The organism is Pseudomonas sp. B16(2017) (genome assembly GCF_002113205.1).
GTDB lineage: Bacteria > Pseudomonadota > Gammaproteobacteria > Pseudomonadales > Pseudomonadaceae > Aquipseudomonas > Aquipseudomonas pharyngis.
In genome coordinates this window covers 170097-195822 of record NZ_NEKA01000008.1, presented here as the reverse complement: position 1 = coordinate 195822, position 25726 = coordinate 170097, and the positions used below count along the sequence as shown (strand labels likewise).

The window sequence follows — 25726 nt, the reverse complement described above, 5'->3', positions numbered from 1 at the left end:
ATGGGCGCAAGCATTCTCACCGCGAAGAACCTTAGCAAAGTGGTTCCCAGCGCGGAAGGTGAACTGACCATCCTGCACGAACTCAGCCTGGAACTGAACAAGGGCGACAGCCTTGCCATCGTCGGCGCGTCCGGTTCCGGCAAATCCACCCTGCTGGGCCTGCTCGCCGGCCTTGATCTGCCGAGCAGCGGCGAGGTAACCCTCGCCGGGCAAGGCCTGAGCAATCTCGACGAGGACCAGCGCGCGCGCATTCGGGCCGAGCACGTGGGCTTCGTCTTTCAGTCGTTCCAATTGCTCGACAGTCTGAACGCGCTGGAAAACGTCATGTTGCCGCTGGAGCTCGACGGCCGCAAAGACGCCCGAAGCCGCGCCACCGAACTGCTGCAACGGGTCGGCCTCGGCCAGCGCCTGACTCACTCGCCGCGCCAGCTCTCCGGCGGCGAACAACAGCGCGTGGCGATTGCCCGGGCCTTCGCCGCCGAGCCGGACGTGCTGTTCGCCGACGAACCCACCGGTAATCTCGACAGCCACACCGGCGAGCGCATCAGCGACTTGCTGTTCGAATTGAACAAGGAACGCGGCACCACCCTGGTGCTGGTGACCCACGACGAACGCCTGGCCCATCGTTGCCGGCGTCTGATCCGTCTTGAAGCCGGCCTGTTGGTCGCCCCTCTGGAGCCTTGATGGCACGTCTGCCGCTGTTGCGTCTGTTCAGTCTCGCCCTGCGCCAACTGATGCGCGATGCCCGCGCGGGTGAACTGCGGGTGCTGTTTTTCGCCTTGGTGGTGGCGGTGGCGGCGAGTACCGCGATCGGCTATTTCGGCGCCCGCCTCAACGGCGCAATGATGCTGCGCGCTACCGAGTTTCTTGGCGCCGACCTGGCGCTCGAAGGCAGCTCGCCGGCTCGGCCGGAACAGATCCGGAGCGGCACCGAACTGCGTCTGGATCATGCGCAGGTGGTGGAATTTTCCAGCGTCATCGCCACGGACAACGGTATTCAGCTCTCCAGTATCAAAGCCGTCGACCGCGCCTATCCGCTGCGCGGCGAACTGAAAAGCGCTCCCGCCCCTTACGCGACAGAAGAAGCCGGAGGCGAGCCGCAGCCCGGTGAAGCCTGGGTCGAAGCGCGCCTGCTGACAGCGCTGGACCTGAAGATCGGCGACAGCATCGACGTCGGCATGAAGACGCTGAAACTGACGCGAGTGCTGACCTACGAACCGGATCGCGCCGGTAATTTCTACAGCCTGACGCCACGGGTGCTGATCAACCTCGACGACCTCGCCGCCACCGGCGTGGTGCAACCCGGCAGCCGGGTGAGTTACCGCGAACTGTGGCGCGGTGAGCCGCAAGCGCTGGAAACCTATCGCCAACTGATCAAACCGGGACTCGCCGCCAACCAGCGGATTCAGGATGCCCGCGATGGCAACCGGCAGATCGGCGGTGCACTGGGCAAGGCCGAACGCTATCTGAACATGGCCAGTCTGGTCGCCGTGCTTCTGGCCGGGGTGGCGGTGGCGTTGTCGGCCAACCGCTTCGCCAGTCGCCGCTTCGATGCCAGCGCCCTGCTGCGTTGTCTGGGTCTGTCACGCCGGGAAACCCTGGTGCTGTTCAGTCTGCAACTGACGGTGCTCGGCCTGTTCGCCAGCCTCGGCGGCGCCCTGCTCGGCTGGCTCGCGCAATTGGGATTGTTCGCGTTGCTGCATGATCTGCTGCCGACCGACGTTCCACCGGGTGGCTTGTTGCCGGCACTGGCCGGCATCGGCACCGGACTGGTGGCGCTGGCCGGTTTCGCCCTGCCACCGCTCGCCGCGCTGGGCCGCGTGCCGCCGCTGCGGGTATTGCGCCGGGACATGCTGCCGATTCCCTCCAGTACCTGGATGGTCTACGGCGCAGCACTCGGTGCACTCGGGCTGATCATGTGGCGCCTGAGCCTGGATCTGCTGCTGACGTTCGCCCTGCTCGGCGGTGGCGTGGTCGCCGCTCTGGTACTCGGCGGCTTGCTGCTTTTGCTGCTGCAGAGTCTGCGTCGCCTGCTCGCACGCGCGTCCCTGCCGTGGCGTCTCGGGCTGGGTCAGTTGTTGCGCCATCCTTTGGCGGCAGCCGGCCAGTCACTGGCCTTCGGGCTGATCCTGCTGTCCATGGCGCTGATCGCCTTGCTGCGCGGCGAATTGCTCGACACCTGGCAGAACCAGTTGCCGAAAAATGCACCCAACTACTTCGCCCTGAACATCCTGCCGGCCGACAAACAGGCCTTCACCGATCACCTGATCAATGTCTCGGCCCAGGCCGCGCCGTTGTACCCGGTGGTGCCGGGACGGCTGATCAGCATCAACGGCGAAGCGGTGCAGCAGATCGTCAGCAAGGATTCGGCCGGCGACCGCGCGATCCAGCGCGACCTGAGCCTGACCTGGGCGGCCGATCTGCCGGCGGGCAACAAAATCACCGCCGGTTCGTGGTGGACCGGCCAACCTTCGGACGATGTTCCGGGCGTCTCGGTGGAAGGCAAGGTGGCCGAAAGCCTCAAGCTCAAACTGGGCGATCACATGGTATTCAGCGTCGGCGGGGTCAATCGCGAAGCGAAGGTCACCAGCCTGCGGGAGATCAACTGGGACAACTTCCAGCCGAACTTCTTCATGATCTTCCAGCCCGGCACCCTGAAGGATCTGCCGGCGACTTACCTGACCAGCTTCTATCTGGCGCCCGGTCACGATCAGCAGATTGTCGAGCTGTCGCGAGCATTCCCGGCAGTGACCATCCTGCAGGTCGAAGCCTTGCTCGAACAACTGCGCAGCATCCTCGCCCAGGTCACCCTGGCGGTGGAGTATGTGTTGTTGTTTGTGTTGGCGGCGGGGATGGCGGTGCTGTTTTCCGGGTTGCAGGCAACGCTGGACGAACGCATTCGCCAGGGCGCACTGCTGCGTGCGCTGGGTGCCGAGCGCCAGTTGCTGATCAAGGCGCGACGAATCGAGTTCGGCTTGCTCGGCGCGGTCAGTGGATTGCTCGCGGCCATCGGTTCGGAAGTGGTGAGTCTGGTGCTGTATCGCTTCGCCTTCGACCTGCCATGGCATCCCCATCCGTGGTTGCTGCTGTTGCCATTGATCGGCGCGGCGCTGATCGGTGGCGCCGGCGTGTTCGGCACGCGACGTGCGCTCAACGCCAGCCCGCTGACAGTGTTGCGCGAGGGTTGATAGACTCCAGCCGTCTTAATCAAAAGAAGTTGCCATGAGCCGTTATCGCCCTCCCCGCACCGCCGGCACCGCACTGATCACCCCCGAGGGTGAAGCGCGGATGCGCGCCGAATTCCATGAGCTGTGGCATGTGCGCCGACCGCAGGTGACGCAGTCGGTCAGCGAAGCGGCGGCTCAGGGTGATCGTTCGGAAAATGCCGAGTACACCTACGGCAAGAAAATGCTGCGCGAGATCGACAGCCGCGTGCGCTTTCTCACCAAACGCCTTGAGGCGTTGAAAGTGGTCAGCGAAAAACCCAGTGATCCGAACAAGGTCTATTTCGGCGCGTGGGTGACCATCGAAGACGAAGACGGCAAACAGGCGCGCTATCGCATCGTCGGCCCGGACGAGCTGGACCTGAAACTCGGCCTGATCAGCATCGACTCACCGCTGGCCCGCGCCCTGATCGGCAAGGCGCTGGATGCCGAAGTTCGGGTACAGACGCCAACCGGCGAACAGTTCGTCTACATCGTGGCGATCGAATATCCCTGACGCTCAGCGCCGGGTGATCAGCCCCTGGCGTGCGACGCGGGTCAGTTGGCGAATCATTTCCGGCGCCTCTTCACGGCTCGGGGCCTGAATGACGGCCAGATCGAAACTGTCATCGGCAAAACGCGCCAGCGACTCACCGTCTTCAACGAACTGGATCAGGAAGGCGGCAGGACCGCCGCTGCGACGTGGCCAGCCATCGAGATAACGCAACAGCGTCGGCTGATGTTTGCCGCCAAGCAGGATTTTCGGATTGCGCTGGGTGATATGTGCCGTGATCGGCGCGGGACGTGCTGGAGGGCGTAGTGCATTCATCGTGTCGTGTCTCTGCCTCAAAAGTCTGCATGGCAGGTGAGAGGCAACACCGAACCAGCGCTTTAGCGGTATTTCGAAGCCCTGTTCCGGCTTCTGATGGCAACTGAAGAATAGTCACCTGGCGCCCCGCAAGTAGCTGTTTAAATCGGCGCATGGGCGGCATCCTAGAGAACGTGACCGGCCAGTGTCAAGAATCAGCCGCAACAAAAAAGGCCCGCAGAATGCGGGCCTTTTGCTTGAGCCAGAGCGGTCAACCGGCGATGGCGCGATCCACCGAGAGCTTGCCGGCGCCTTCGATCAGCACCGCGAGGCTACCGCCGAGCAGGGCCAGAGCGAACTCGTAACCGTTGTTGGCCATGAACAGACCGTTGCTGATGTGTACGGTGAAGATCGCCACCAGCGACAGGAAGGTCAGACCCAGCGCCGCCGGGCGAACCAGCAGGCCGATGATCAGCGCCAGACCGGCGAAGAACTCGGTACCGCCGGCCAGGGTGGCCATCAGGTAACCCGGGGTCAGGCCGATGCTTTCCATGTATTGCGCGGTGCCTGCCAGACCGTAGCCACCGAACAGACCGAAGAGTTTCTGCGAGCCGTGGGCAGCGAAGATCACGCCGACGGCAATGCGCAGAATGGTCAGACCGTAGCCGGCGCGGGTGAACAGAACCTTGTTGATCAGAGAGCTCATGTTGCGTTTCCTTGTTGTCAGAAGTGCTTGTTGGTTGGCCGCTATATTAATCAGTTATTTTCATGTTAAAAGCGCAAAAATTCCGCCATAACAATCAATTTATTTGATCATTTTCGTGAGACAACTTTCTGCCCCCCGGGCTCCAACGACTCCCGCTCCCGGTCGAACGCCAAGTAATACTTGTTCACGCTATTAACATAGCTGACGGCGCCCATTCCCACCTGCTCCATGGCGATGCGCTCGACCTGAAAGAACCACTGGTTGGGATTCAGGCCGCGACGCCGCGCCTCGGCGCGCATGCCTTGCACCCGTTCCGGGCCGATGTTGTAAGCCGCAAGAGTGAACGCCATGCGCTCGCGCTCATTGAGTTTCGGACTGTTGAAGAACTTGCGGCGGATCATCGCCAGGTACTTGGCACCGGCCTGCACATTCGCATCGAGATTCTGGATGTTGTTGACGCCAACCCGCTGTGCCGCCGACGGGGTGATCTGCATAAGCCCGGTCGGCCCGCTGCCGCTGCGCGCGTTGGGCTGCAGCGCCGATTCCTTGAAGGCCAGCGCCGCCAGGTTGAGCCAGTCCATGTTTTGCGCTTCGGCGTGCTTCTGCAGGGTCGGTCGCAGTTTTTCCAGCCGCTGGCGATCGGCCTTGGCCAACGGATAGTGCACTTGATAGAGACGGCGGTAGATCCGCAGGAAGGCCGCATCTTCGTTCGCCGGCTTCTTGTAGCCGGTGAGGAAGCGGTCGATGCTCGCCCGCAACATCGAGGCATCACGGCGCACGAACCAGTATTCCTCGCCCGGTTCGCTGATCATCACCTGACGGTCGAAACGCAACTTGGGCAGGATCTTGCCCCAACGCTCGGCAATCGGTTGTTCGACGATGGTCAGGTGGAAGATCCCGCCCTGGACCATTTCCAGCACATCCTCGACCGCCAGCGTCGGATCGACCCATTCGATCTTGATCGGCGCCAGTTTGTGCAGCGCCAGCTTCTGGTTGAGCTGACTGACCGCCTCCCCCGCGGCACTGCCGGTGGGCAGCGCCAGGGTTTTGCCGGCCAGTTGTTCGACCTTGGTGTAGCGCTTTTCACCTTTGATGCCGACCAGCACCAGCGGTACGTTGCTGGCAATCGGCTCGCTGCTGGCGACGGCGTGGCCCGGTTGCAGCTCGAGCAGTTCGCCCGGCGCCACGAGATCGCCTTCGCCACGCTGCAACGCGCCGAGCAATTGATCCTTGGCTTTGGGAATGATCTTGAGGGTGATTTCCTGGCCGTCGCGGGCGTGGCCGTTGAGGTATTGCTCGAAGGCGCGCAGCCGGTTGTATTCGATGCCGATGGCCTGGCCCTGGACTTCGCCGGAGCTGTTGCGGCTCTGGTTGACCAGCACCCGCAAGACGCGGCTGCTGCGGATTTCGGTCAGGTCGCGAACCTTGGCGGCCGGCACGGCTTGCAGTGGTCCGGGCAGCCGCGCGACCGCCGTCATCGGCAACAGCAGCGAACCACACAGCAGGAGCAAAACCGAGGGACGAACCATCCACTCTCCGGAAAGAATACGGGGCGTTTTCACCGCTGAGCGGTCGTAAAACACCGACGAAAACAGAGCGCCTGGAGCGCTGATAAAGTGCGAGAGACTGGCACAGTGATGGCAATCCTGCCAACCCGGCCTGCTACGCGGCCTCAACAGACAGCCATAAGCCGTTGTAGTTCTTGGCTTTTCTTATAAATCTACAGCTCTGATATGCTTTCCGGCCTTCGGCCCGAGGTAGCACCATGCAACTCATCGATATCGGCGTCAACCTGACCAACCCCAGTTTCGCCGACAAACACCAGGCCGTGCTCGACCGCGCCTACGCTGCCGGGGTCTGCCAACTGGTGCTGACCGGCACCAGTGTCGAGGGCAGCGAACAGGCGCTGGAGCTCTGCCAGCAACTGGATCCGGACGGCCAGCGACTGTTTGCCACCGCCGGCATTCACCCGCATTCGGCCAGCGACTGGAACGCCGACAGCGCACGGCGTCTGCGCAGCCTGCTGCAGGAATCGAACGTAATGGCGGTGGGTGAATGCGGACTGGATTTCAACCGCGATTTCTCGCCGCGCCCGCAGCAGGAAAAAGTCCTCGAAGAACATCTGGCCCTGGCGGCCGAACTGCAATTGCCTGTGTTTCTGCATGAGCGTGATGCGAGCCAGCGCCTGCTGGAAATCCTCCGTGACTTCCGCGACCGATTGCCTGCCGCCGTGGTGCATTGCTTCACCGGCGAGCAGAAAGCCTTGTTCAGCTACCTCGATCTGGACCTGCACATCGGCATCACCGGCTGGATCTGTGACGAGCGTCGCGGCACGCATTTGCATCCGTTGGTGAAGGAGATCAAGCGCGGTCGCCTGATGCTGGAAAGCGATGCGCCGTATCTGCTGCCACGCACACTGCGGCCAAAGCCGAAGAACGGGCGCAACGAGCCGGCGTACCTGACCGAAGTGTTACGTGAGGTCGCGTTGCATCGAGGCGAAACCGAAGCAGACCTGGCGGCCCACACCACCGCCTGCGCGCGGGCGTTCTACGGTTTACCTACTCTGCCCTGAAAGAGGCAGATGCATCGGTTGTTGATGTACATCAAGAACCGGGCACCTGGGTAGCGGCACAATAATGGCACCTTGCCAAAACTGTTTCCGCTATCAGAGAAGACCTCCATGGGTGCCTGGCTTAGCAATATCTCGCTGAAATACAAATTCTGGGCGGTCAACGCGGTCGCCTTTGTCACCACCCTGTTGCTGGTGCTGTACGCCGTGCAGCTCGAACAACAGGCCCGCAGCCACGCCGCGCAAACCTCGGCCCAGGCCCAGGCGCAATTGCTCAAGGCCTGGCCGACCGGGCAGGCGCTGCCCAAATCCGATCAGGTACTGACCTTCAAACGCGGTGAAGCGCCGCGCCTCAACGATCAACCGCTGCTGGAGATCACCGACAGCAGCGGCTGGATCGAGATCAGTCACTTGCCGTTGTTCGGTGAAAACCCGCTGCTCGGCGCCGAGGTCTTCAGCCGTGCCGATGGTCAGCAGGTCGCCGTGATCGCCTACGCCCCCAGCCTCAGCCAGGTGTTCAGCGAGCGTTTCGCCAACTACGCGGTGGCAGTGTTCATCCTGATGCTGGCGATGCTCGGCGCTTCACAGTTGCTGATCCGCTTTCTGCTCAGCCAGCTCAACACCCTCAAGGACGTGATGCTGCACGTGGAGAAAACCGGCGACCTCGCCGCCCGGGTGCCGCTGGCCTGCAAGGACGAAGTCGGGCAGATGGCCAATGCGTTCAATGCGATGCAGGCCGGTTATCAGCGCGTGGTGACCACCGTGGCCAACACTGCGCGGCAACTGGACGTCGGTGCCGCGCGACTGGCGTCGAGCATGAACGAGGTGCGTCACGGCATGCTCGGCCAGCAGAGCGAAACCGATCAGGCCGCCACGGCGATCAACGAAATGACCGCCACCGTCTACCACATCGCCCAGCATGCCGGCGCCACACGCGACCTGTCGCAGACCGCCGATGGTCTGGCCGGCAGCGGCCAGCAAGTGGTGACCCGCGTCCAGCATTCGATAGCCGGTCTGTCCAGCGGCGTGCAGCAGACTGCCGAGATGATCCAGCGCCTGGCCGAGGACAGCCAGAAGATCAACGGCGTGGTCAGCGTGATCCACAGCATCGCCGAACAGACCAATCTGCTCGCACTTAACGCCGCGATCGAAGCGGCGCGTGCCGGGGAAATGGGTCGCGGGTTCGCGGTGGTCGCCGACGAAGTGCGCAACCTCGCCAAGCGCGTGCAGACTTCCACCGATGAAATCACCACCATGGTCTCGGCGTTGCAGGCCGGCACCCGCGATGCGGTGGACTTCATGCAGGAGAGTTCGTACAAGGCCGACGACTGCGTGCAGCAGGCGCAAGAGGCGGGAGAAGCACTGGCGGAAATCACCGGTGCGGTGGCGCAGATGCGTGAGAGCAACACGCAGATTGCGGTGGCGGCGGAACAGCAAAGTCAGGTTGCCGAGGAGATGAACCGCGCGGTGGTGAGCATTCGCGACGTGACCGAAAACACCGTGCAACAGACCGTGGATTCGGCGACCACCAGTAACGAGTTAGCGACGCTGGCCGGGGAACTGAACAAGGCGATTGGGCAGTTGAAACTTTAAGGGCCTCATCGCGGGCAAGCCCGCTCCCACAGTAGACTCAGCGGCGTTCACAATCCCGTGTGGGAGCGGGCTTGCCCGCGATGGCGTCAGCAGAAACAGCATCAAATAAGACCATTGTCCCCTATCACTTCAATAGCCAACCTTGATTCGCCGCCCTCGCTGCCCGGGCCTATTCTTCAACCATGTACTGAACATGGATCGAGGAGAAGCAACATGGGCAAACGTCACCCCAACCTTCCCGCGTGGCAATGGCGCGCGTACCCGAACAACCATCAGCACCCGACCAATCTGGTGCTGCATCTGATTGCCGTGCCGCTGTTCATCGTCGCGTTTCTGTTGATCGTCTCGGGTGTGTTCAGCCTGAGTCTGGCCAGCGTGGCGATCGGCGTGATCGGCGTCATCGCGGCGCTGGGTCTGCAGCGCCATGGTCACAGCCTGGAGGCGCAAGCCTCCGAGCCGTTCAGTGATCGCAAGGACGCCGTTTCGCGGCTGCTGGTCGAGCAGTTCCTGACGTTTCCGCGGTTCTTCCTCAGTGGCGGCTGGTTTCGCGCCTGGCGTGAACGCCATCGCCGCCATTGAGTCAGGCGAAGATCGTCACCGTCTGCCGACTCATGGCAATCAGTTCACCCTTCGCGCTCCACAGCTTGGCGGCGACGTGACCGTAACCGTCAGCCGCATACTCGATGTCCGCCAGGTATTGGCAAAAATCCAGCGTACTCAAATCCCGTAACGGCTGAACGAATTCGATGGTCCAGGTCAGGGTGCTGCCCGGTGCCGGTTTCTTCAGGTACGGCAACAGCGCGGGTGGCCAGGCATCGACCAGCGCCAGCAGATGCGCCTCGTTGACCGGCTCTTCCTTCACATCCCCACGCAAACGCACCCAGCCGCCCATCAGCCGCGATTGATTGCCGGTGAACGGCATGCCGCCGACACTCCAGCGCATCGCCAGATGACGCATGAACTCGGGTGTTACGCCTTTGATGTACGGCAGTTCCTGGCAGTCGTCCCAGTGTTTCATCTCGGGTGCCGGATACGCTTCAACCGCCACTTCCGACGGACGCGAGGCCCCGAAGCTGCCTTGCACCATCGTCACTACCTGACCGTTCTGCACGGCGCGCCCCAGCACCTGGCTGACTGCCTTGCCTTCGCGCAGCACCTCGACTTCAAAGCTCACCGGCACTTCGGGCTCAACCGGGCCGACAAAGGTGATCGCCAGCGAACGCACCGGCCGATCGGCAGGCACCCTGGTACGCATCACTTCAAACTGCAGCGCGGCCACCAAGCCGCCGAAACTGGCCCGGCCCTGCCCCCACTCCGCCGGAATCGTGACCTCCGGTTGACGACGGACAGCATCGATCAGATCGCAAAAGCGCATGGAAACCTCGGACACGAAAAAGGGAATGACCGGATCTTAACCAGCACGGCAGAGCGGCGCAGCATCCATTCCGGTCAAAGAGACTGACAGATAAGACAGCGGTGCTGCGCGCCAGCGGGTTTCAGGACCTGAAGCAGGCCGCGCTGAGTTTTTCCAGCACCCGGTCGGCCTTGATTTCGGCCTTGGCCATGGTCGCCTGCCAGGTGGCGACGCAGGGTTGCAGATCCGGCTCCAGCTCGGCGCGGGCCAGCCATTGCCAGCAATCGTGCCAGTCACCGAGGGCACCTTGTGCGGATTTCAAACGGGACAATGCGGCTTCCGGCAGACGATCCAGTTCCGGGTAGGCCTCGATGCCGTAACGCACGCGCTTGATCAGCAGACGCAGGCGATGACGGTCGTGGGCCGGATCGTGCAGCGCCACGTCGAGGTTCTTCCATTGTTTGCCCAGACGTTTTTCAATGCGCTTGTCCAGGCGCTTGAGCAATCCCTGGCGCTGGGACGCGCGCAGGAAACGCGGAAAGGCATCGAGGATCATCAGCAGCGACGCCACTTCGGCGCTGGCCGCCAGCGTCGGGTACGCCTCGGTCATTTGCGCCATCCGGCGCTGTGCAGCTTCCGGCTGATCATGTTTGATCAGCCAGGCCGCCAGCACCTCGCGGTCGCGCCACGGCGTGGTCAGTTGCCCGACGCAGGCCGCCGCGCTTTCCAGCTGTTCGACACCGGGCAAGCCGCGCAACGGTCGCAACAGACTGCGCAAGCGCCGTACGGTGGTGCGCAGGTCGTGCAGCGCTTCAGGGTCGGTCCGCGCGGTCAGACGCGCCTGACAGGCCAGCAGCCGCACTTCGAGGCTCAGGACATGGGCCACCAGCCGATCAACCAACGCAGACATCGCTTGCTCCTGAATTCAATGACTTTGCACGAGTGTGCGCCGGCGCAAGCGACCTGCCCTTGCGCTACGTCAGCAGCTTAGCGCCCGGCGCGGGATTCGCGAATGTAGAAACGCGCTTTTTCGGCTTTCTTGGTGCAGCCTTCGAAGCCCTCGAATTGCTGCTGGGTTTTGGCGGCTGTCAGCAAAGACAACGCCTTGGAGTAACTGACCGTACCGGCGAAACCTTCGGCCTTGGCCAGATCCAGTTCATGCCACGCCGCGTCCAGTTGGCTGCCGCAGCTGTCGCGGTAAGCGGTCTTGCCGGCGCAACCGGCCAATGCCAGAGCCATCAACGGCACACAGATCCAGGCTTTCATCACTCACACCTCAAAGATAGGTCAACAGTCGTGCAGGTAAGACGGTGCGCCAGCGAAAAAGTGCCTTGTGCCCCGCCATTGCGCTGCACGGCCAAGATAACGCCGACGGGTCATGAAGTATCGAAAAAACGACGCCATCGCCGCCCCGAGCGACCCCGGCGATTGAAGCCCGGCCCTCGATGGGTGCATTGTGCAACCTTGTCGGGAGGAAGTTTGATGAAAAAGCGTGTCGCACTGGTGCTGGGCTCCGGTGGCGCCCGGGGCTATGCCCATATCGGGGTCATTGAAGAGATCGAACGACGGGGCTATGACATCAGTTGTATTGCCGGCTGTTCCATGGGGGCCGTGGTCGGCGGAATCTACGCCGCCGGCAAGCTCGACGAGTACCGCAACTGGATCGAAAGCCTGGATTACCTCGACGTGCTGCGCCTCGTGGACGTCAGCTTCCGCCTCGGTGCGATCCGCGGCGAAAAAGTCTTCGGCCAGATCCGCAAGATCGTCGGCGAGATAAACATCGAAGACCTGCGCATCCCCTACACGGCGGTGGCCGCCGACCTCACCAACCAACAGGAAATCTGGTTTCAGGAAGGCTGTCTGCATCAGGCCATGCGCGCCTCGGCGGCGATTCCCAGCCTGTTCACTCCGGTGATGCAGGGCAACCGGATGCTGGTGGACGGCGGCATTCTCAACCCGTTGCCGATCGTGCCGGTGGTGTCGAGCCACTGCGACCTGATCATCGCGGTCAACCTCAACTCGACCAACCAGCGCCATTACAAATTGCCGGTGATCCAGCGGCCCGCCGCGTTCCGCACGCGCTTCGACAGTCTGATCAGTTCACTGGGCTCGAAGATGCCGTTTCGCCGCAAACAGGCCGAGCAATTGCTGTTGCTGGAACAGGAAGCATTGCGTGCCGAAGCCGCGGACATCAATCCGTGGATCGAAAGCGCCGAGCCGGAAGCCCAGCAACCGGCCGCCGCGCCTGAACGCGACGGCGCACCGAAATCCGCCACCGGATCGTTCATCGTCGATAACGTCGGGCCGGCTTCTTTGCTCGATCTGATCAACCAGAGTTTCGAGGTGATGCAGACCTCGCTGGCGCAGTACAAGATCGCCGGGTATCCGCCGGACATCCTGATCAACGTGCCGAAGCGGGTATGCCGGTTCTTCGAGTTCTACAAGGCGCCCGAGTTGATCGCGCTGGGCCGGGAGATTGCCCGGGATACGCTGGATCGCTACGAGAGCGAGCAGAACTAAAGACTGCTCTCGCTCAACAACCGATAACCGACACCCGCCTCGGTCACGATAAAGCGTGGCCGGGTCGGATCGTCTGCCAGCTTCTGCCGCAAATGCCCGACCACGATCCGCAGGTAGTGGCTGTCCTCGGTGTGAGTCGGGCCCCAGATGTCCTTGAGCAATTGCTGCTGGGTGATTACCCGCCCCGGATGCCGCGCCAGTTGCGCCAGCACTGCGTATTCCTTGCGGGTCAGGGCAACTTCAACGCCGTCCAGCAGCACCCGGCGATACGCCAGGTCCACGGTCAGCGGGCCGAAATTCAACGCGGCCTGCTGCGCTTCCCCGGCCGGTGCCTGACGCAACAACGCGCGCACCCGGGCGAGAAACTCTTGAATGCCGAACGGCTTGGTCACGTAGTCATTGGCCCCGCCATCCAGCGCCTGGACCTTCTGTCCTTCGCTGGCGCGCACCGACAGCACCAGCACCGGCGCCGTGGCCCATTCGCGAAACTCGCGCAGCACTTGCTGGCCGTCCATGTCCGGCAGGCCGAGGTCGAGCACCAGCAGATCCGGTTTGTTCAGCGCCGCCTGGGCCAGGCCCTCGGCGCCGGTGCCGGCCTCCAGCACTTTGTAGCCCTGGGAAGCGAGGCTGATGCGCAGGAACTTGCGAATCTGCGGTTCGTCATCAATGACCAAAATGGTCGCGGTCTGGCTCATGAATTCACATCAACACAAAAGAGTGGCAAGAGAGTAGCGCAGCGCGGATCAGGCTTCACCGTCCATCCCCGGTTGCGTCTGCAACGGCAGGTGCAGGGTGATGCAAGTGCCGCGCCCGTCGATGCCGTCGCCGACACTGATCCGCCCGCCATGGGCGCCGACCATGCCCTGACAGATCGCCAACCCAAGGCCGGTGCCCTGACCACCACGATCACCTCGGGCAGCGGTGTAAAACATGTCGAAAATCTTCGCCCGCTCATCCACCGGAATCCCCGGCCCTTCGTCGCTGACCGAGAAAAACACTTCGCTGTCATCCGCACCGGCGCGCAATTGCAGACGACCGTGGGACGGCGAGAATCGGGCGGCGTTTTCCAGCACGTTCACCAGTGCCTGCTCGATCAACGCGGCATGCACGTACAGCAGCGGCAACTCGGCCGGTACATCGGTGCTCACTTGCAACGACGACAGCACCGCCCGCAGACGATTGAGCGCACTGCCGACGATGTCCGCCGGCGACACCCAGTCCCGCGCCAGCTTCAGGGCGCCGTGGCCGAGACGGGTCATGTCCAGCAGGTTCTGGATGTAGCGGTCGAGGCGCTCGGCTTCATCGCGGGTGCCTTCCAGCAGCTCGCGGCGATCCTCCAGCGGGATCGCTTCGCCGAGCGCCAGCAGGCTGTCGATGCTGCCGCGCATCGAGGTCAGCGGCGTGCGCAGATCGTGGGACACCGAGGCCAGCAAGGCGCTGCGCAGTTGTTCGGTTTCGCCGTGCAGGCGCGCGGCTTCCAGGTCATCGGCCAGTTGCGCCCGGGCCAGTGCCTGCGCCAGCGGCTGACTCAATGCGGTCAACAAACGACGACGCTGACCGCTCAGGGTTTGGCCCTCTTTGGCACACACACCGAGCAGCGCCAGCGGTCCGTCTTCCACCGACAGCGGCCACCACCACCAGCGCCCGAACGGCAAGGTGCCGGTGCCCATACCCGCCGGTTGATCGTGTTGCCAGGCCCAGTCGGCGGCGGCGCGCTCGGATTCAGTGAATTGCAGCGGCCCGCCGGTTTCGACTTTCCAGCCGCCCTGCCCGTCGCGATTAAGCAGGCACAGCTGCAGATCGCTCCAGCCATTGAGGTGCTGGGCAGCGGCGCTGACCACGGCCTGACGGTCGGTGGCGGCGGTGAGTTTGCGCGACAGGTCGAGCAGTTCAGTGGTTTCTTCCTGGGTATCGCGCAGCGCCTGCAATTGCCGCCGCTGACGGGCTGCCAGGTTGCCGGTGAGCGCCGCCATCAGCAGGAAGAACAGCAAGGTCAGCACGTCTTCTTCGCGCTGGATGCTGAACGAGAAATTCGGCGGGATGAACAGAAAGTCATACGTCAGAAACGACAACGCCGCACAGGCCAGCGCCGGGCCGAGACTGCTGCGCACCGCCACCAGAAGCACTGCCGCAAGAAACACCAGCGAGATATTCGGCAACGGCAGCACGCTGGACACCGCCCACGCCAGTGCACTGGCCAACAGCGTCGCGACCAGCGCCAGCGCGTAGTCGAACCACACCAGCGTCGGCTCGACACGCGGGCGCGGCTGATGCTGCTCCTGATCACTGTCCAGCACATTGATTTCCAGACCATGGGCCTGACGCAGCAAACGTGCCGCCAGCCCGCCACCGAACAAACGCCTGCGCAGACGCGGCCGCGACTGGCCCACCAGCACCAGACTCGCCCGCCGTTCCGCCGCATGCTGGATCAGGGTTTTCGCCACCTCGCCGGCCCGCAGCAGCACCACGTCGCCGCCGAGGCGTTCGGCCAGTTGCTGGGCGCTTTGCAGGCGCAGGCGCGATTGCTCGTCACGCACGCTGCCGTTGTCGACGTGCACCAGACTCCACGGCAAATGCCGACGCTGGGCGACGCGACTGGCGTGACGCACCAGCCGTTCGGCCTGGGCATCGCCATCGACGCCGACCAGCAAGCGCCCGCGCACCGCTGGCGCGGCCTGGCCAAGCTGACGATAGCCCTGAGCGAGATCGTTATCGACTTGCGCGGCAGCGGTCTGCATCGCCAGTTCGCGCAGCGCGGTGAGGTTGGTCTGGGTAAAAAATGCATCGATCGCGGCGCGTGCCTGCTCCGGCACGTAGACCTTGCCTTCGCGCAAGCGCTCGAGCAGTTCGCGGGGCGGCAGGTCGATCAGCAGCAGTTCGTAGGCTTCCTGCAACACCCAGTCCGGCAGGGTTTCGCGTACCTGCACACCAGTGATGCCGCGCACCTGATCGTTGAGACTTTCCAGGTGCTGGACGTTGACCGTGGTGTAGACGTCGATGCCGGCGGCGAGCAGTTCCTGAATGTCCTGCCAGCGTTTGGCGTGACGACTGCCGGGGGCGTTGCTGTGGGCGAGCTCGTCGACCAGCACCAGTTTCGGTTTGGCGGCGAGCAGGCCGTCGAGGTCCATTTCTTCAAGCGTCACGCCGCGATATTCCGAGCGCACCAGCGGCAGTTGCGGCAAGCCCCCGAGCAGCGCTTCGGTTTCGGCACGGCCGTGGGTTTCGACCACCCCGGCGATGACTTTCACGCCCTGGCGCAATTGGCTGTGGGCCGCCTGCAACATCGCGTAGGTCTTGCCCACGCCCGGCGCGGCGCCGAGGAAAACCTTGAGCCGGCCGCGTCCGTCGCGGGGCAAGTCTGCTAACAGCGCGTCGGCGCGGCCGGAGTCACTCATGCTTGAAGCTCTCTTCCTGAAGTTTGTGTATTGCCTGGACTGCCGTCATCGCTGGCAAGCCAGCTCCCACATGGGGAATGCGTGCTCCTGTGGGAGCTGGCTTGCCAGCGATTGGCCGCGCCACCGATTCAGAGCTTTTCCAGCGCCATGTTCAGCGCCAGCACATTCACTACCGGCGGGCCCACCAACGGCTGTTCGATGTGCGCGTCGAGCAGTTGCTGCAAGGTCGCCACCGGCACATTGCGCGCGGCCGCAACACGCGTCAGTTGATAGGCAATCGCCTGCGGTGGCAAGTGCGGATCGAGACCGCTGCCGGAGGTGGTCAACAGCGCCAGCGGCACCGGGCCCTGGCCGGGCACCTGCAGCTTGTTGGCGTCGTCAATCACCCGAGTGGCCAGTGCCGGATTGCTTGGTGACAGGTTGCTCGCGCTGCTCGACACGGTGGCAAAGGCACCAGCCGAAGGACGCGGATGGAACCAGGCATCGCCGACAAAATCCTGAGCGATCAGGGACGAGCCGCGCACCTTGCCCTCGGCGTCGTGCACCAGGCTGCCGTTGGCCTGCTCGGGGAAGGCGACCTGGGCAACGCCAGTCACCACCAGTGGATAGGCAACGCCGGTGACCAGGGTCATCAGCACCAGCAGGCTCAGGGCCGGACGTATCATTGTGGACATTTCAAAATCCTCGAATTCGTGCTTGAAGCGGTGTGCCCGGCACACCGCTGCTCAGGTTCAAACCAGATGCAACGCCGTCAACAGCATGTCGATCGCCTTGATCCCCACGAACGGCACCAGAATCCCGCCCAGACCATAGATCAGCAAATTGCGCCGCAGCAACGCCGCCGCACTCGCCGCCTGCACCCGCACACCGCGCAGGGCCAAGGGAATCAGCACAACGATGATCAGGGCGTTGAACACAATGGCCGACAGAATCGCGCTCTGCGGACTGCTCAAGTGCATGATGTTCAGCACGCCCAATTGCGGGTAGATCGCGGCAAACAGCGCCGGCAGGATCGCGAAGTACTTGGCCACGTCGTTGGCGATGGAAAAAGTCGTCAGCGCGCCGCGAGTCACCAGCAATTCCTTGCCGATCTGCACCACGTCCAGCAGCTTGGTCGGGTCGCTGTCGAGGTCGACCATGTTGGCCGCTTCGCGCGCCGCTTGCGTGCCGTCGTTCATCGCCATGCCGACGTCAGCCTGGGCCAGCGCCGGTGCGTCGTTGGCGCCATCGCCGCACATCGCGACCAGCCGACCGTCGTTCTGCTCGTGACGGATGCGCGCCAGTTTCTTCTCAGGTGTCGCTTCGGCCAGCACGTCGTCGACGCCTGCTTCAGCAGCAATCGCGGCAGCAGTCAGCGGGTTGTCGCCGGTGACCATCACCGTGCGAATTCCCAGCTTGCGCAGCTCGGCGAAACGCTCGCGGATACCCGGCTTGACCACGTCTTTCAGGTGGATCGCCCCGAGCAGTTTGCCGTCGGCGCAGACCAGCAACGGGGTACCGCCACTCTGGGCGATCTTGTCGATTTCCCGGGACAGCGCCGGGGCCAGATCCTTGCGCTGTTGACCGAGGAAGGCCAGCAGCGAATCCACCGCGCCCTTGCGGAATACACGGCCCTGGTAGTCAACACCGGACAAGCGGGTTTCCGCGCTGAACGGTACGGCGGTCAGGGTTTCCGGCGAAGGTTCCGGCTGTGGATTGGTGCCGCGCAGGTACTCGACGATGGACTTGCCTTCGGCAGTTTCGTCGGCCAGCGAGGCGAATAGCGCGCCTTCGGCCAGCTCACGGGCATTCACACCCGGCGCCGCATACACCGCGCTGCAACGACGGTTGCCGAAAGTGATGGTGCCGGTCTTGTCCAGCAGCAACACATGCACGTCACCCGCCGCTTCCACCGCACGACCGGACTTGGCGATCACGTTCAGGCGCACCAGACGATCCATCCCGGCGATACCGATGGCCGACAGCAGACCGCCGATGGTGGTCGGAATCAGCGTGACCAATAACGCCACCAGGAACACCAGCGGCAGGCTGCCGTTGGCGAAGTGGGCGAACGGTTGCAGGGTCACGACCACCAGCAGAAAGATCAGGGTCAGGCCGATCAGCAGGATGTCCAGCGCCACTTCGTTCGGGGTCTTCTGGCGTTTGGCGCCTTCGACCAGCGCGATCATGCGGTCGAGGGTCGATTCACCGGGGTTGGCAGTGATCTTCACCAGCAGCCAGTCGGACACCAGCCGGGTGTTGCCGGTGACGGCGGAACGGTCGCCGCCGGACTCACGGATCACCGGAGCCGATTCACCGGTGATCGCGGCTTCGTTGACCGCCGCAATACCTTCGATGACCTCGCCGTCACCCGGGATCATTTCCCCGGCTTCGACGCGCACCACATCACCTTTGCGCAGGCTGGTGGCCGGCACGACCTGGAAGCTGCCGTTGGCCAGTTTGCGTCGGGCGCTGAGGCCTTCGCTGCCAGCCTTGAGGCTGTCGGCGCGGGCCTTGCCGCGACCTTCGGCGAGCGCTTCGGCGAAGTTGGCGAACAGCACGGTGAACCACAGCCACAGCGCAATTTGTGCGGCGACGAAAGTCGGCACGCTGCTGTCGGGAATGAAGCACAGCACGGTGGTCAGGATCGCCGTCAGTTCGACCACCAGCATCACCGGCGAGCGCTGCAACTGGCGCGGGTCGAGCTTGACGAACGCTTGCACCAGCGCCGGACGCCAAAGGGCGCTGATCGCGGTTTTCGCTTGTTCCGGCGCCTTGACGGCGGCGGGTTTGATTGCGGGCATATTCATCATTGACTCCTTAGAAGCCCATGCTCAGATGTTCGGCGATTGGGCCCAGTGCGAGGGTCGGCAAAAAGGTCAGGCCGCCCACCAGCAAAATGGTCACGGTCAACAGGGTCACGAACAGCGGGCCGTGGGTCGGGAAGCTGTTCTGGCCGATCGGTGCGGTTTTCTTCATCGCCAGGCTGCCGGCCAGGGCCAGTACCGGGAGGATGTAACCGAAGCGGCCGATCAGCATGCCCAGGCCGAGCATCAGGTTGTGGAACGCGGTGTTGGCGCCGAAGCCGCCGAACGCCGAACCGTTGTTGGCACTGGCCGAGGTGTAGGCGTAGAGCAACTGACTGAAACCGTGCGGGCCGGGGTTGCTCACCGCCGCCACCGGGCCCGGCAGGCTTGCGGCAATCGCGCCCAGCACCAGCACGCCGACCGGCATGACCAGCAGGGTGACGACCAGCAGTTGCACTTCACGGGCCTGGAGTTTCTTGCCGAGGTATTCCGGGGTGCGGCCGATCATCAGGCCGGCGAGGAACACCGCGATCAGCACGTTCAGCAACATGCCGTAGAGCCCCGCGCCGACGCCGCCGAAGATCACTTCGCCGACCATCATGTTCACCAGCGCGACCATGCCGCTGAGCGGGTTGAGGCTGTCATGCATGCCGTTGACCGAACCGTTCGACGCCGCGGTGGTGGTCACCGACCAAAGAACAGTGGCAGTGGTGCCGAAGCGCGCTTCCTTGCCTTCCAGCGGGGCGGCTTGTTCGACGGCGACGTTGTTCAGCGCCGGGTTCGGCTGATATTCGGCCCACAGCGAAGTGGCGCCGCCGATGATGAACAGCGCGAGCATGCAGCCGATGATGGCGCGGCTCTGACGCAGATCCTTCACGTAATGGCCGAAGGTGAACACCAGCGCGACCGGGATCAGAATGATCGACGCGACTTCGAACAGGTTGCTCCACGCTGTCGGGTTCTCGAACGGATGCGCCGAGTTGACGCCGAAGAAACCACCGCCATTGGTGCCCAGTTGCTTGATCGCAATCTGGCTGGCGGCCGGGCCGAGCGGGATCACCTGATCAACGCCCTGCATCGTCACTGCATTCACATATTGGGCGAAGGTTTGCGGCACGCCCTGCCACACCAGGTACAGCGCCAGCAGCAGGCACAGCGGCAGCAAGCCGTAGAGGGTGGCGCGGGTCATGTCTACCCAGAAGTTGCCGAGGGTTTTGGTGGACTTGCGCCCGATGCCACGGCACAGCGCAACCAGTACAGCGAGGCCGGTGGCGGCGCTGACGAAGTTCTGCACGGTGAGGCCGACCATCTGGCTCAGGTAGCTGAGCGACGCTTCGCCGCTGTAGGCCTGCCAGTTGGTGTTGGTCATGAAACTGACGGCGGTGTTGAACGCGAGTGTCCACTCCTGGCCCGGCAGGTTTTGCGGGTTCAGCGGCAGGTGATCCTGAAACAGCAGGATCGCGAACAGCAGCAGGAAACCGGCAAGGTTGAACGCCAGCAGCGCCAGCGTGTACTTCTGCCAGCTCTGTTCGTCCTGCGGATTGACCCCGGCGATGCGATAACAGCCGCGCTCGACCGGGCCGAGAATCGGCGTCAGCCAGGTGCGCTGGCCCTCCATCACCTTGTAGTAGAAGCGCCCGAGGAACGGCGCCGGCAGCAAGACCACCGCGAAGAATGCGAGGATCAGCCAATAGTCATAACTGTGCATAGCCACTCCTAAGTCCGATCCGCGCGCAACAGCGCAACCAACAGATAAATGAACAGCCCCACTGCCAGCAGCAGTGACACCCCGTCCAGAACGCTCATGGAAGATCTCCGTGTTACGGCGTATTGCCGCGTGTGGAGGCATTGTCGGAAAGGAGGCTGTAAAGGAACGAGAGCGAGGGTGTGGGCGGGGCATAAAGAAAGCGTAAAGAGTGGGTTTACGCGGGCGTTACAACAGAGTTTTGCGTCGTGCGGGCGGGACTCTTCGTCGGATCGCCGCCCGGACCAAGCCCGCTCTCACAGGGGTATGCGTTGTTTGGACGAGCGCATTTCAGAATGTGGGAGCGGGCTTGCCCGCGAAGACGGCAGCACAAACAACATCGCACCCAACTGGCGCACAATTTTGTGGGCATTGCGCCGCGAACATCCCCGATACGACAGCTTTCAGCCTATTACGACCCGCCAATACAAAATGGCACGGCCACTGCACACGCCCTTCCCCGAGCTTTCCAAACCGTTCAGGGAGCAAACGCATGAACACACAACTCAAACCCACGCTGGGCACCTTGCACCTGTGGGGCATTGCGGTGGGGCTGGTGATTTCCGGGGAGTATTTCGGCTGGAGTTATGGCTGGGGCGTAGCGGGAACCCTGGGTTTCCTGGTGACTTCGTTCATGGTCGCGACCATGTACACCTGTTTCATCTTCAGCTTCACCGAACTGACCACGGCGATCCCCCACGCGGGCGGGCCGTTTGCCTACAGTCGCCGCGCCTTCGGTGAAAAAGGCGGATTGATCGCCGGACTGGCGACGCTGATCGAATTCGTCTTCGCCCCGCCGGCGATTGCCTTGGCGATTGGCGCGTACCTGAACGTGCAGTTTCCGGCGCTCGATCCGAAACACGCGGCGGTCGGCGCGTACATCGTCTTCATGGGTCTGAATATTCTCGGGGTGAAACTGGCCGCGACCTTCGAGTTGATCGTCTGCGTCCTGGCCGTCGCCGAGCTATTGGTGTTCATGGGCGTGGTCGCCCCGGCGTTCAGTTTCAGCAACTTTGCGCTCAATGGCTGGGCCGGCTCGGACATCTTCGGTGCTCCGGCGATTGCCGGGATGTTCGCGGCAATTCCGTTTGCGATCTGGTTTTTCCTCGCCATCGAAGGCGCAGCCATGGCGGCCGAAGAAGCCAAGGACCCGAAACGCACGATTCCCAAGGCCTACATCAGCGGCATTCTGACGTTGGTGTTGCTGGCGATGGGCGTGATGTTCTTTGCCGGCGGCGTCGGCGACTGGCGCACCCTGTCGAACATCAACGACCCGCTGCCTCAGGCAATGAAAGCGGTGGTCGGCGACAACTCCGGCTGGCTGCACATGCTGGTGTGGATCGGTCTGTTCGGGCTGGTGGCGAGTTTCCACGGCATCATCCTTGGCTACTCGCGGCAGTTCTTCGCCCTCGCCCGCGCCGGTTATCTGCCCGCCTCGCTGGCGAAACTGTCGCGCTTCCAGACCCCGCACCGGGCGATCATCGCCGGCGGCGTGATTGGCATCGCGGCGATCTACAGCGACGGCCTGATCAACCTCGGCGGCATGACCCTCACTGCCGCGATGATCACCATGGCGGTGTTCGGTGCGATCGTGATGTACATCATGAGCATGCTCAGCCTGTTCAAACTGCGTAAATCCGAACCGAATCTGGAGCGCACCTTCCGTGCGCCGTGCTATCCGCTGATTCCGCTGATTGCATTGGCGCTGGCCGTGGTGTGCCTGGTGGCGATGGCCTGGTTCAATGCGCTGATCGGGCTGATCTTCCTCGGCTTCATGGCGGTCGGTTTCGGCTACTTCCTGTTGACCGGCCAGTTGCGCGCCAACGCCCCGGCAGACGCCATGCTCACCGGACTGTAAACCGCGAAGGGCATAACCGGCCTAGAATGGAACCACTGCGAATGCACTTCGCTCAAAGTGGTATGCAGCGTTGCACGGCGAAACCCTCGCCCGTCGACCTGCCTTTAAGGAGAGCCGTTATGCCCTGGTATGCCTGGTTGATTCTGGTCGTTGCAATCGGCTCGATCGTCGGCGGTCTGATGATGTTGCGTGACACCGCCAACAAGGTCGAACTGACCGATGAACAACGCAAGCGCGTCGCTGAACGCAACGCCGAAGCGGACATCAAGGACGCGCAGGACCGCTGAACGAAAACCCCGCCTGAATCGGCGGGGTTTGTTTTTTGTCGCGATTATTTTTCCCAGTCGGCCTTGGCGATGTGCAAGCCATGCAGGCCTTTGTACGCCGCACGTTCCGGCTGGCTCCAGCCTTCGAGCAGCGCATCGTCCAGACGATAGATTTCCACCCCGAGCGGGCGGCACACGGTCAGCGGATCCTGCGCATCCGGCCCCCACATCGCCAAAGACAAGTCACCACCCGGACAGGTCGACAACGCGCACAGCAAGTCGATTTCGGCGAAGAACTCCAGGTAATCGCCCTTCTGCGCCGGGCAGGCCTTCATGAAATACAGGTCATCGTGATTCAGGCCGGTGCACTGGAAGATGTTCAGCACGTCATGCACATCGAACTCGGTCAGGCCATGCGGAAGTACGGCGCGAGTCAGATTGGAATGGCAGTGATGATGGAAATCCTCGCCGGTGAGCATTTTGTTCACATAGGGATCGCAGCGCGTGCCGAGCAAATCGTGCAGGCGCCCGCCGTGCTCGTCGATGCCATAGTCGGCCAGGCTGTCATCGGTGATGGTCACCAGAGGTCGCAGGAAAGGCAGGTTCGACCAGAGGCGATCGTGGGTGCTGACATGCGCGCCCTGCAATTGCCGGGTGCGCGCCGCCCACATCCGTTCGCGCGGATCGTGTGCGTTCCACACATTGAAATCGCCCACCTGGGGCCCGACCGGTGTGGTGACGCGAAACACATGCCCCGCCGGCACGTGCCAGGCGCGGCCGGTGCGGATCGGCACCTCGAATTGCTCGATCAGCGTGCGCCCGTCCTTGCGGTCGCGAATCCGTTCGTAGAAAGGTGTATCGACCTGCAACGCCGAGCCTTTGCTGACCTGATAGGCGGCCGGGTAGTCTTTGTACATGATTCTCCTGCTCCTCAAGTGATGGCAACTTTGCAAGCTGCAACCACTATCCGTGCCAACCGTTGATGGCTGTTACGAACATGTCGGAGTGACCGGGCGTTTTTTTAGAAGTAGAAGTACAGTCACCATCCAATTCCCATTGGTTAAGATGGCGATCTTGTTGCGGAGAGTTTAAATGCGTTACTCGCAGGATCATAAAGCCCAGACCCATCAGCGCATTATCAAGGAAGCTTCCGAGCGTTTTCGCAAGGACGGCATCGGTGCGACCGGACTGCAGCCATTGATGAAAGCGCTGGGCCTGACGCACGGCGGTTTCTACTCGCACTTCAAGTCCAAGGACGAACTCGTTGAAAAAGCCCTGCAAGCGGCCGGAGATCAAGTGGCTGGCTTGTGTGCGGAGATCTTCGCCCAGGAAAACCCGCTTGAGCTGTTCATCGACACCTACCTGTCCGAATGGCACCAGACCACGCCGCATGAAGGCTGCCCGCTGCTGACCATTTCATCGGAGTTGGGATTGCGCGGCCAGCCGAGCCCGACCAGCGATGAAGTGCTCAAGGCTCGCCTGGACCAGATCGAAGGCACCCTTGAAGGCGAGAACGCCGCCGAGCGCAGCATCGTCATCATGGCGACACTGGCCGGGGCGCTCCTGCTGTCACGCAGTGTCGCGGATCCTGAATTTGCGCAGCAAATCCTCGACGTCACCCGCGAACACCTCAAACGCTCCGAAGACTAAGCCTGCCAGCGCTTGAACAGCACGCTGGCATTGACCCCGCCGAAACCGAACCCGTTGGACAACGCATACTCGATCGGCATCGACCGCGCCTGACCGTGGACGATGTCTACGCCTTCGCTTGCCGGATCGGGATTTTCCAGATTAAGGGTGGGCGGAACGATCTGATCGCGGATCGCCAACAGCGTGAAGATCGCTTCCAGACCTCCCGCCGCACCGAGCAAATGCCCCGTCGCGGATTTGGTCGAGGTCACGGCAATTGAGTTTTGTGCGCCAAAAACCGACTTGATCGCCGCCAGCTCACCGAGGTCGCCCACCGGTGTCGAGGTCGCATGCGCATTCAGATGCTGCACCTGATCCGGCGCTATACCGGCCTGGGCCAGCGCCACTGTCATCGCCCGCCGTGCACCGCTGCCGTCTTCCGGCCCGGCGGTCAGGTGATAGGCGTCGGCGCTGGTGCCATAACCGACCAGTTCGGCCAGCGGCTGTGCGCCGCGCGCCAGTGCGTGCTCCAGCGACTCGATCACCAGCAGACCGGCGCCCTCGCCCATCACGAAACCGTCACGTCCGCTGTCGAACGGACGCGAGGCGCGCTCAGGCGTGTCGTTGTAGCCACTGGACAAAGCCCGCGCTGCCGCAAAACCGGCAAGACTGACGCGATCGATGCAGGCTTCCGCACCGCCGCACACCGCGATGTCGGCCTCACCGGCACGAATCAGCCGGGCCGCATCACCGATCGCCTGCACCCCGGCGGCACACGCGGTGACCGGCGCACCGAGCGGGCCCTTGAGACCGTGCTGGATCGAGACATGCCCTGCGGCGAGATTGACCAGAAACGAGGGAATGGTGAACGGCGACAACCGTCGCGGACCACGGCTGTCGGTGGTGCGTACCGCATCGGCGATAGCGCCGAAGCCGCCGACACCGGAGCCGATGATCGTGGCGGTGCGTTCCTGAGCGCCGGATTCGGTCGGGTGCCAGCCGGCCTGTTCAAGCGCCTGCCGTGCAGCCTCCATCGCGAACAGAATGAAACGATCCATTTTCTTCTGTTCTTTGGGCGGCGTGGCACGGTCAGGATCGAAACCCGCTTCGGCGTCCTCCTCCATCGTCGGCACCGCACCGCCAACCCGGGTCGGTAGATCGGCAATCACCGCTTCCGGCAAGTTTCGCAATCCCGAACGCCCGGCCAGCAAGCGCTGCCAGACCACTTCGACGCCGCTTCCCAAGGGCGATACCAGGCCCATACCCGTGACAACTACTCGACGCTGATCCATATC

Annotated in this window: 24 protein-coding genes; 10 read left to right on the top strand and 14 right to left on the bottom strand. The window is 63.0% G+C overall.

What is annotated here, in order from left to right; genetic code table 11:
• Genes CAG25_RS16130 through greB form a run of 3 tightly spaced genes read left to right on the top strand, consistent with a single transcriptional unit; the run spans position 1 to position 3720 of the window.
• Positions 1-684: an ABC transporter ATP-binding protein gene (locus tag CAG25_RS16130; protein ID WP_007955651.1), complete on the top strand. Its 684-nt coding sequence runs from the start codon at positions 1-3 to the stop codon at positions 682-684.
• Positions 684-3188: an ABC transporter permease gene (locus tag CAG25_RS16125; protein ID WP_085612201.1), complete on the top strand. Its 2505-nt coding sequence runs from the start codon at positions 684-686 to the stop codon at positions 3186-3188. Before CAG25_RS16130 ends, CAG25_RS16125 begins: the two co-directional genes overlap by 1 nt.
• A gap of 34 nt (positions 3189-3222) precedes the next feature.
• The gene (greB, locus tag CAG25_RS16120) at positions 3223-3720 is read left to right on the top strand and encodes a transcription elongation factor GreB (RefSeq protein WP_085612200.1); all 498 of its coding nucleotides are present in this window, start codon (positions 3223-3225) and stop codon (positions 3718-3720) included.
• Positions 3721-3723: 3 nt separating this feature from the next.
• Here the strand turns inward: greB and CAG25_RS16115 are convergent, their stop codons facing one another.
• The 3 genes from CAG25_RS16115 to CAG25_RS16105 all read right to left on the bottom strand — a co-directional run bounded on the left by CAG25_RS16115 (position 3724) and on the right by CAG25_RS16105 (position 6246).
• Positions 3724-4032 (bottom strand): hypothetical protein, encoded by a 309-nt coding sequence (locus CAG25_RS16115; RefSeq protein WP_011335317.1) that lies wholly within the window; start codon positions 4030-4032, stop codon positions 3724-3726.
• A 250-nt stretch (positions 4033-4282) separates the two neighbouring features.
• Complete coding sequence (locus CAG25_RS16110) at positions 4283-4717, bottom strand: DoxX family protein (RefSeq protein WP_007950955.1); 435 nt, start codon at positions 4715-4717, stop codon at positions 4283-4285.
• A gap of 107 nt (positions 4718-4824) precedes the next feature.
• On the bottom strand, positions 4825-6246 hold the full coding sequence (locus CAG25_RS16105; protein ID WP_085612199.1) for a transglycosylase SLT domain-containing protein: 1422 nt from the start codon (positions 6244-6246) through the stop codon (positions 4825-4827).
• A 236-nt stretch (positions 6247-6482) separates the two neighbouring features.
• Here CAG25_RS16105 and CAG25_RS16100 point away from each other — a divergent pair, with 236 nt between their 5' ends.
• The 3 genes from CAG25_RS16100 (at position 6483) to CAG25_RS16090 (ending at position 9458) form a co-directional block, all read left to right on the top strand.
• Positions 6483-7289, top strand: coding sequence for a TatD family hydrolase (locus tag CAG25_RS16100; protein ID WP_064598360.1), 807 nt, complete (start codon positions 6483-6485; stop codon positions 7287-7289).
• A 108-nt stretch (positions 7290-7397) separates the two neighbouring features.
• Positions 7398-8879: a methyl-accepting chemotaxis protein gene (locus CAG25_RS16095; protein WP_064598362.1), complete on the top strand. Its 1482-nt coding sequence runs from the start codon at positions 7398-7400 to the stop codon at positions 8877-8879.
• 213 nt (positions 8880-9092) lie between these two features.
• Positions 9093-9458 (top strand): Mpo1-like protein, encoded by a 366-nt coding sequence (locus CAG25_RS16090; protein ID WP_085612198.1) that lies wholly within the window; start codon positions 9093-9095, stop codon positions 9456-9458.
• A 1-nt stretch (position 9459) separates the two neighbouring features.
• On the opposite strand, the gene CAG25_RS16085 is transcribed toward CAG25_RS16090, so the two are convergent.
• The 3 genes from CAG25_RS16085 to CAG25_RS16075 form a co-directional block, all read right to left on the bottom strand.
• On the bottom strand, positions 9460-10254 hold the full coding sequence (locus CAG25_RS16085; RefSeq protein ID WP_085612197.1) for an acyl-CoA thioesterase II: 795 nt from the start codon (positions 10252-10254) through the stop codon (positions 9460-9462).
• A gap of 121 nt (positions 10255-10375) precedes the next feature.
• The gene (locus tag CAG25_RS16080; protein ID WP_085612196.1) at positions 10376-11143 is read right to left on the bottom strand and encodes a CHAD domain-containing protein; all 768 of its coding nucleotides are present in this window, start codon (positions 11141-11143) and stop codon (positions 10376-10378) included.
• A 77-nt stretch (positions 11144-11220) separates the two neighbouring features.
• Complete coding sequence (locus CAG25_RS16075; RefSeq protein WP_007950948.1) at positions 11221-11499, bottom strand: hypothetical protein; 279 nt, start codon at positions 11497-11499, stop codon at positions 11221-11223.
• Positions 11500-11715: 216 nt separating this feature from the next.
• Here CAG25_RS16075 and CAG25_RS16070 point away from each other — a divergent pair, with 216 nt between their 5' ends.
• A complete protein-coding gene (locus CAG25_RS16070; protein WP_085612195.1) occupies positions 11716-12753 on the top strand; it encodes a patatin-like phospholipase family protein in 1038 nt (345 codons plus the stop codon).
• Here the strand turns inward: CAG25_RS16070 and CAG25_RS16065 are convergent.
• The 6 genes from CAG25_RS16065 to kdpF all read right to left on the bottom strand — a co-directional run bounded on the left by CAG25_RS16065 (position 12750) and on the right by kdpF (position 20740).
• Positions 12750-13448, bottom strand: a complete 699-nt coding sequence (locus tag CAG25_RS16065) for a response regulator (RefSeq protein WP_039770498.1) — start codon at positions 13446-13448, stop codon at positions 12750-12752. The two genes, CAG25_RS16070 and CAG25_RS16065, sit on opposite strands and share 4 nt — an antisense overlap.
• A gap of 48 nt (positions 13449-13496) precedes the next feature.
• Entirely contained in the window at positions 13497-16148 is a 2652-nt protein-coding gene (locus CAG25_RS16060; RefSeq protein ID WP_085612194.1) for a sensor histidine kinase KdpD, read from the bottom strand.
• Between the two features lie 128 nt (positions 16149-16276).
• Entirely contained in the window at positions 16277-16822 is a 546-nt protein-coding gene (kdpC, locus tag CAG25_RS16055) for a potassium-transporting ATPase subunit KdpC (RefSeq protein WP_085612260.1), read from the bottom strand.
• 57 nt (positions 16823-16879) lie between these two features.
• Positions 16880-18937, bottom strand: a complete 2058-nt coding sequence (kdpB, locus tag CAG25_RS16050) for a potassium-transporting ATPase subunit KdpB (RefSeq protein ID WP_085612193.1) — start codon at positions 18935-18937, stop codon at positions 16880-16882.
• A gap of 10 nt (positions 18938-18947) precedes the next feature.
• Positions 18948-20642: a potassium-transporting ATPase subunit KdpA gene (gene kdpA / locus CAG25_RS16045; protein WP_085612192.1), complete on the bottom strand. Its 1695-nt coding sequence runs from the start codon at positions 20640-20642 to the stop codon at positions 18948-18950.
• Positions 20643-20650: 8 nt separating this feature from the next.
• Positions 20651-20740: a K(+)-transporting ATPase subunit F gene (gene kdpF, locus CAG25_RS16040; protein ID WP_007950940.1), complete on the bottom strand. Its 90-nt coding sequence runs from the start codon at positions 20738-20740 to the stop codon at positions 20651-20653.
• A gap of 431 nt (positions 20741-21171) precedes the next feature.
• Here kdpF and eat point away from each other — a divergent pair, with 431 nt between their 5' ends.
• Together eat and CAG25_RS16030 are read left to right on the top strand one after the other, a co-directional pair.
• Positions 21172-22536: an ethanolamine permease gene (eat, locus tag CAG25_RS16035; protein ID WP_039770512.1), complete on the top strand. Its 1365-nt coding sequence runs from the start codon at positions 21172-21174 to the stop codon at positions 22534-22536.
• 119 nt (positions 22537-22655) lie between these two features.
• Positions 22656-22823: a DUF2897 family protein gene (locus CAG25_RS16030; protein WP_007950938.1), complete on the top strand. Its 168-nt coding sequence runs from the start codon at positions 22656-22658 to the stop codon at positions 22821-22823.
• 44 nt (positions 22824-22867) lie between these two features.
• Here CAG25_RS16030 and CAG25_RS16025 read toward each other — a convergent pair whose 3' ends face one another.
• Positions 22868-23719 carry a DUF1989 domain-containing protein gene (locus CAG25_RS16025; protein WP_085612191.1) on the bottom strand — a complete coding sequence of 284 codons (852 nt, stop codon included), beginning with the start codon at positions 23717-23719 and terminating at the stop codon, positions 22868-22870.
• 175 nt (positions 23720-23894) lie between these two features.
• Here CAG25_RS16025 and CAG25_RS16020 point away from each other — a divergent pair, with 175 nt between their 5' ends.
• Positions 23895-24452 (top strand): TetR/AcrR family transcriptional regulator, encoded by a 558-nt coding sequence (locus CAG25_RS16020; RefSeq protein WP_085612190.1) that lies wholly within the window; start codon positions 23895-23897, stop codon positions 24450-24452.
• On the opposite strand, the gene fabF is transcribed toward CAG25_RS16020, so the two are convergent.
• Positions 24449-25723 (bottom strand): beta-ketoacyl-ACP synthase II, encoded by a 1275-nt coding sequence (gene fabF, locus CAG25_RS16015; protein ID WP_085612189.1) that lies wholly within the window; start codon positions 25721-25723, stop codon positions 24449-24451. The two genes, CAG25_RS16020 and fabF, sit on opposite strands and share 4 nt — an antisense overlap.
• Positions 25724-25726 lie beyond the last annotated feature (3 nt).

Coding starts and splice junctions, on each gene's coding strand:
- kdpF (WP_007950940.1), bottom strand. CDS start 20,740: ATGAGCGTTCTGGACGGGGTGTCACTGCTGCTGGCAGTGGGGCTGTTC.
- greB (WP_085612200.1), top strand. CDS start 3,223: ATGAGCCGTTATCGCCCTCCCCGCACCGCCGGCACCGCACTGATCACC.
- fabF (WP_085612189.1), bottom strand. CDS start 25,723: ATGGATCAGCGTCGAGTAGTTGTCACGGGTATGGGCCTGGTATCGCCC.
- CAG25_RS16130 (WP_007955651.1), top strand. CDS start 1: ATGGGCGCAAGCATTCTCACCGCGAAGAACCTTAGCAAAGTGGTTCCC.
- CAG25_RS16075 (WP_007950948.1), bottom strand. CDS start 11,499: ATGAAAGCCTGGATCTGTGTGCCGTTGATGGCTCTGGCATTGGCCGGT.
- kdpC (WP_085612260.1), bottom strand. CDS start 16,822: ATGTCCACAATGATACGTCCGGCCCTGAGCCTGCTGGTGCTGATGACC.
- CAG25_RS16095 (WP_064598362.1), top strand. CDS start 7,398: ATGGGTGCCTGGCTTAGCAATATCTCGCTGAAATACAAATTCTGGGCG.
- kdpB (WP_085612193.1), bottom strand. CDS start 18,937: ATGAATATGCCCGCAATCAAACCCGCCGCCGTCAAGGCGCCGGAACAA.
- CAG25_RS16110 (WP_007950955.1), bottom strand. CDS start 4,717: ATGAGCTCTCTGATCAACAAGGTTCTGTTCACCCGCGCCGGCTACGGT.
- CAG25_RS16070 (WP_085612195.1), top strand. CDS start 11,716: ATGAAAAAGCGTGTCGCACTGGTGCTGGGCTCCGGTGGCGCCCGGGGC.
- CAG25_RS16065 (WP_039770498.1), bottom strand. CDS start 13,448: ATGAGCCAGACCGCGACCATTTTGGTCATTGATGACGAACCGCAGATT.
- CAG25_RS16025 (WP_085612191.1), bottom strand. CDS start 23,719: ATGTACAAAGACTACCCGGCCGCCTATCAGGTCAGCAAAGGCTCGGCG.
- CAG25_RS16115 (WP_011335317.1), bottom strand. CDS start 4,032: ATGAATGCACTACGCCCTCCAGCACGTCCCGCGCCGATCACGGCACAT.
- CAG25_RS16105 (WP_085612199.1), bottom strand. CDS start 6,246: ATGGTTCGTCCCTCGGTTTTGCTCCTGCTGTGTGGTTCGCTGCTGTTG.
- CAG25_RS16100 (WP_064598360.1), top strand. CDS start 6,483: ATGCAACTCATCGATATCGGCGTCAACCTGACCAACCCCAGTTTCGCC.
- kdpA (WP_085612192.1), bottom strand. CDS start 20,642: ATGCACAGTTATGACTATTGGCTGATCCTCGCATTCTTCGCGGTGGTC.
- CAG25_RS16125 (WP_085612201.1), top strand. CDS start 684: ATGGCACGTCTGCCGCTGTTGCGTCTGTTCAGTCTCGCCCTGCGCCAA.
- CAG25_RS16020 (WP_085612190.1), top strand. CDS start 23,895: ATGCGTTACTCGCAGGATCATAAAGCCCAGACCCATCAGCGCATTATC.
- eat (WP_039770512.1), top strand. CDS start 21,172: ATGAACACACAACTCAAACCCACGCTGGGCACCTTGCACCTGTGGGGC.
- CAG25_RS16090 (WP_085612198.1), top strand. CDS start 9,093: ATGGGCAAACGTCACCCCAACCTTCCCGCGTGGCAATGGCGCGCGTAC.
- CAG25_RS16080 (WP_085612196.1), bottom strand. CDS start 11,143: ATGTCTGCGTTGGTTGATCGGCTGGTGGCCCATGTCCTGAGCCTCGAA.
- CAG25_RS16030 (WP_007950938.1), top strand. CDS start 22,656: ATGCCCTGGTATGCCTGGTTGATTCTGGTCGTTGCAATCGGCTCGATC.
- CAG25_RS16060 (WP_085612194.1), bottom strand. CDS start 16,148: ATGAGTGACTCCGGCCGCGCCGACGCGCTGTTAGCAGACTTGCCCCGC.
- CAG25_RS16085 (WP_085612197.1), bottom strand. CDS start 10,254: ATGCGCTTTTGCGATCTGATCGATGCTGTCCGTCGTCAACCGGAGGTC.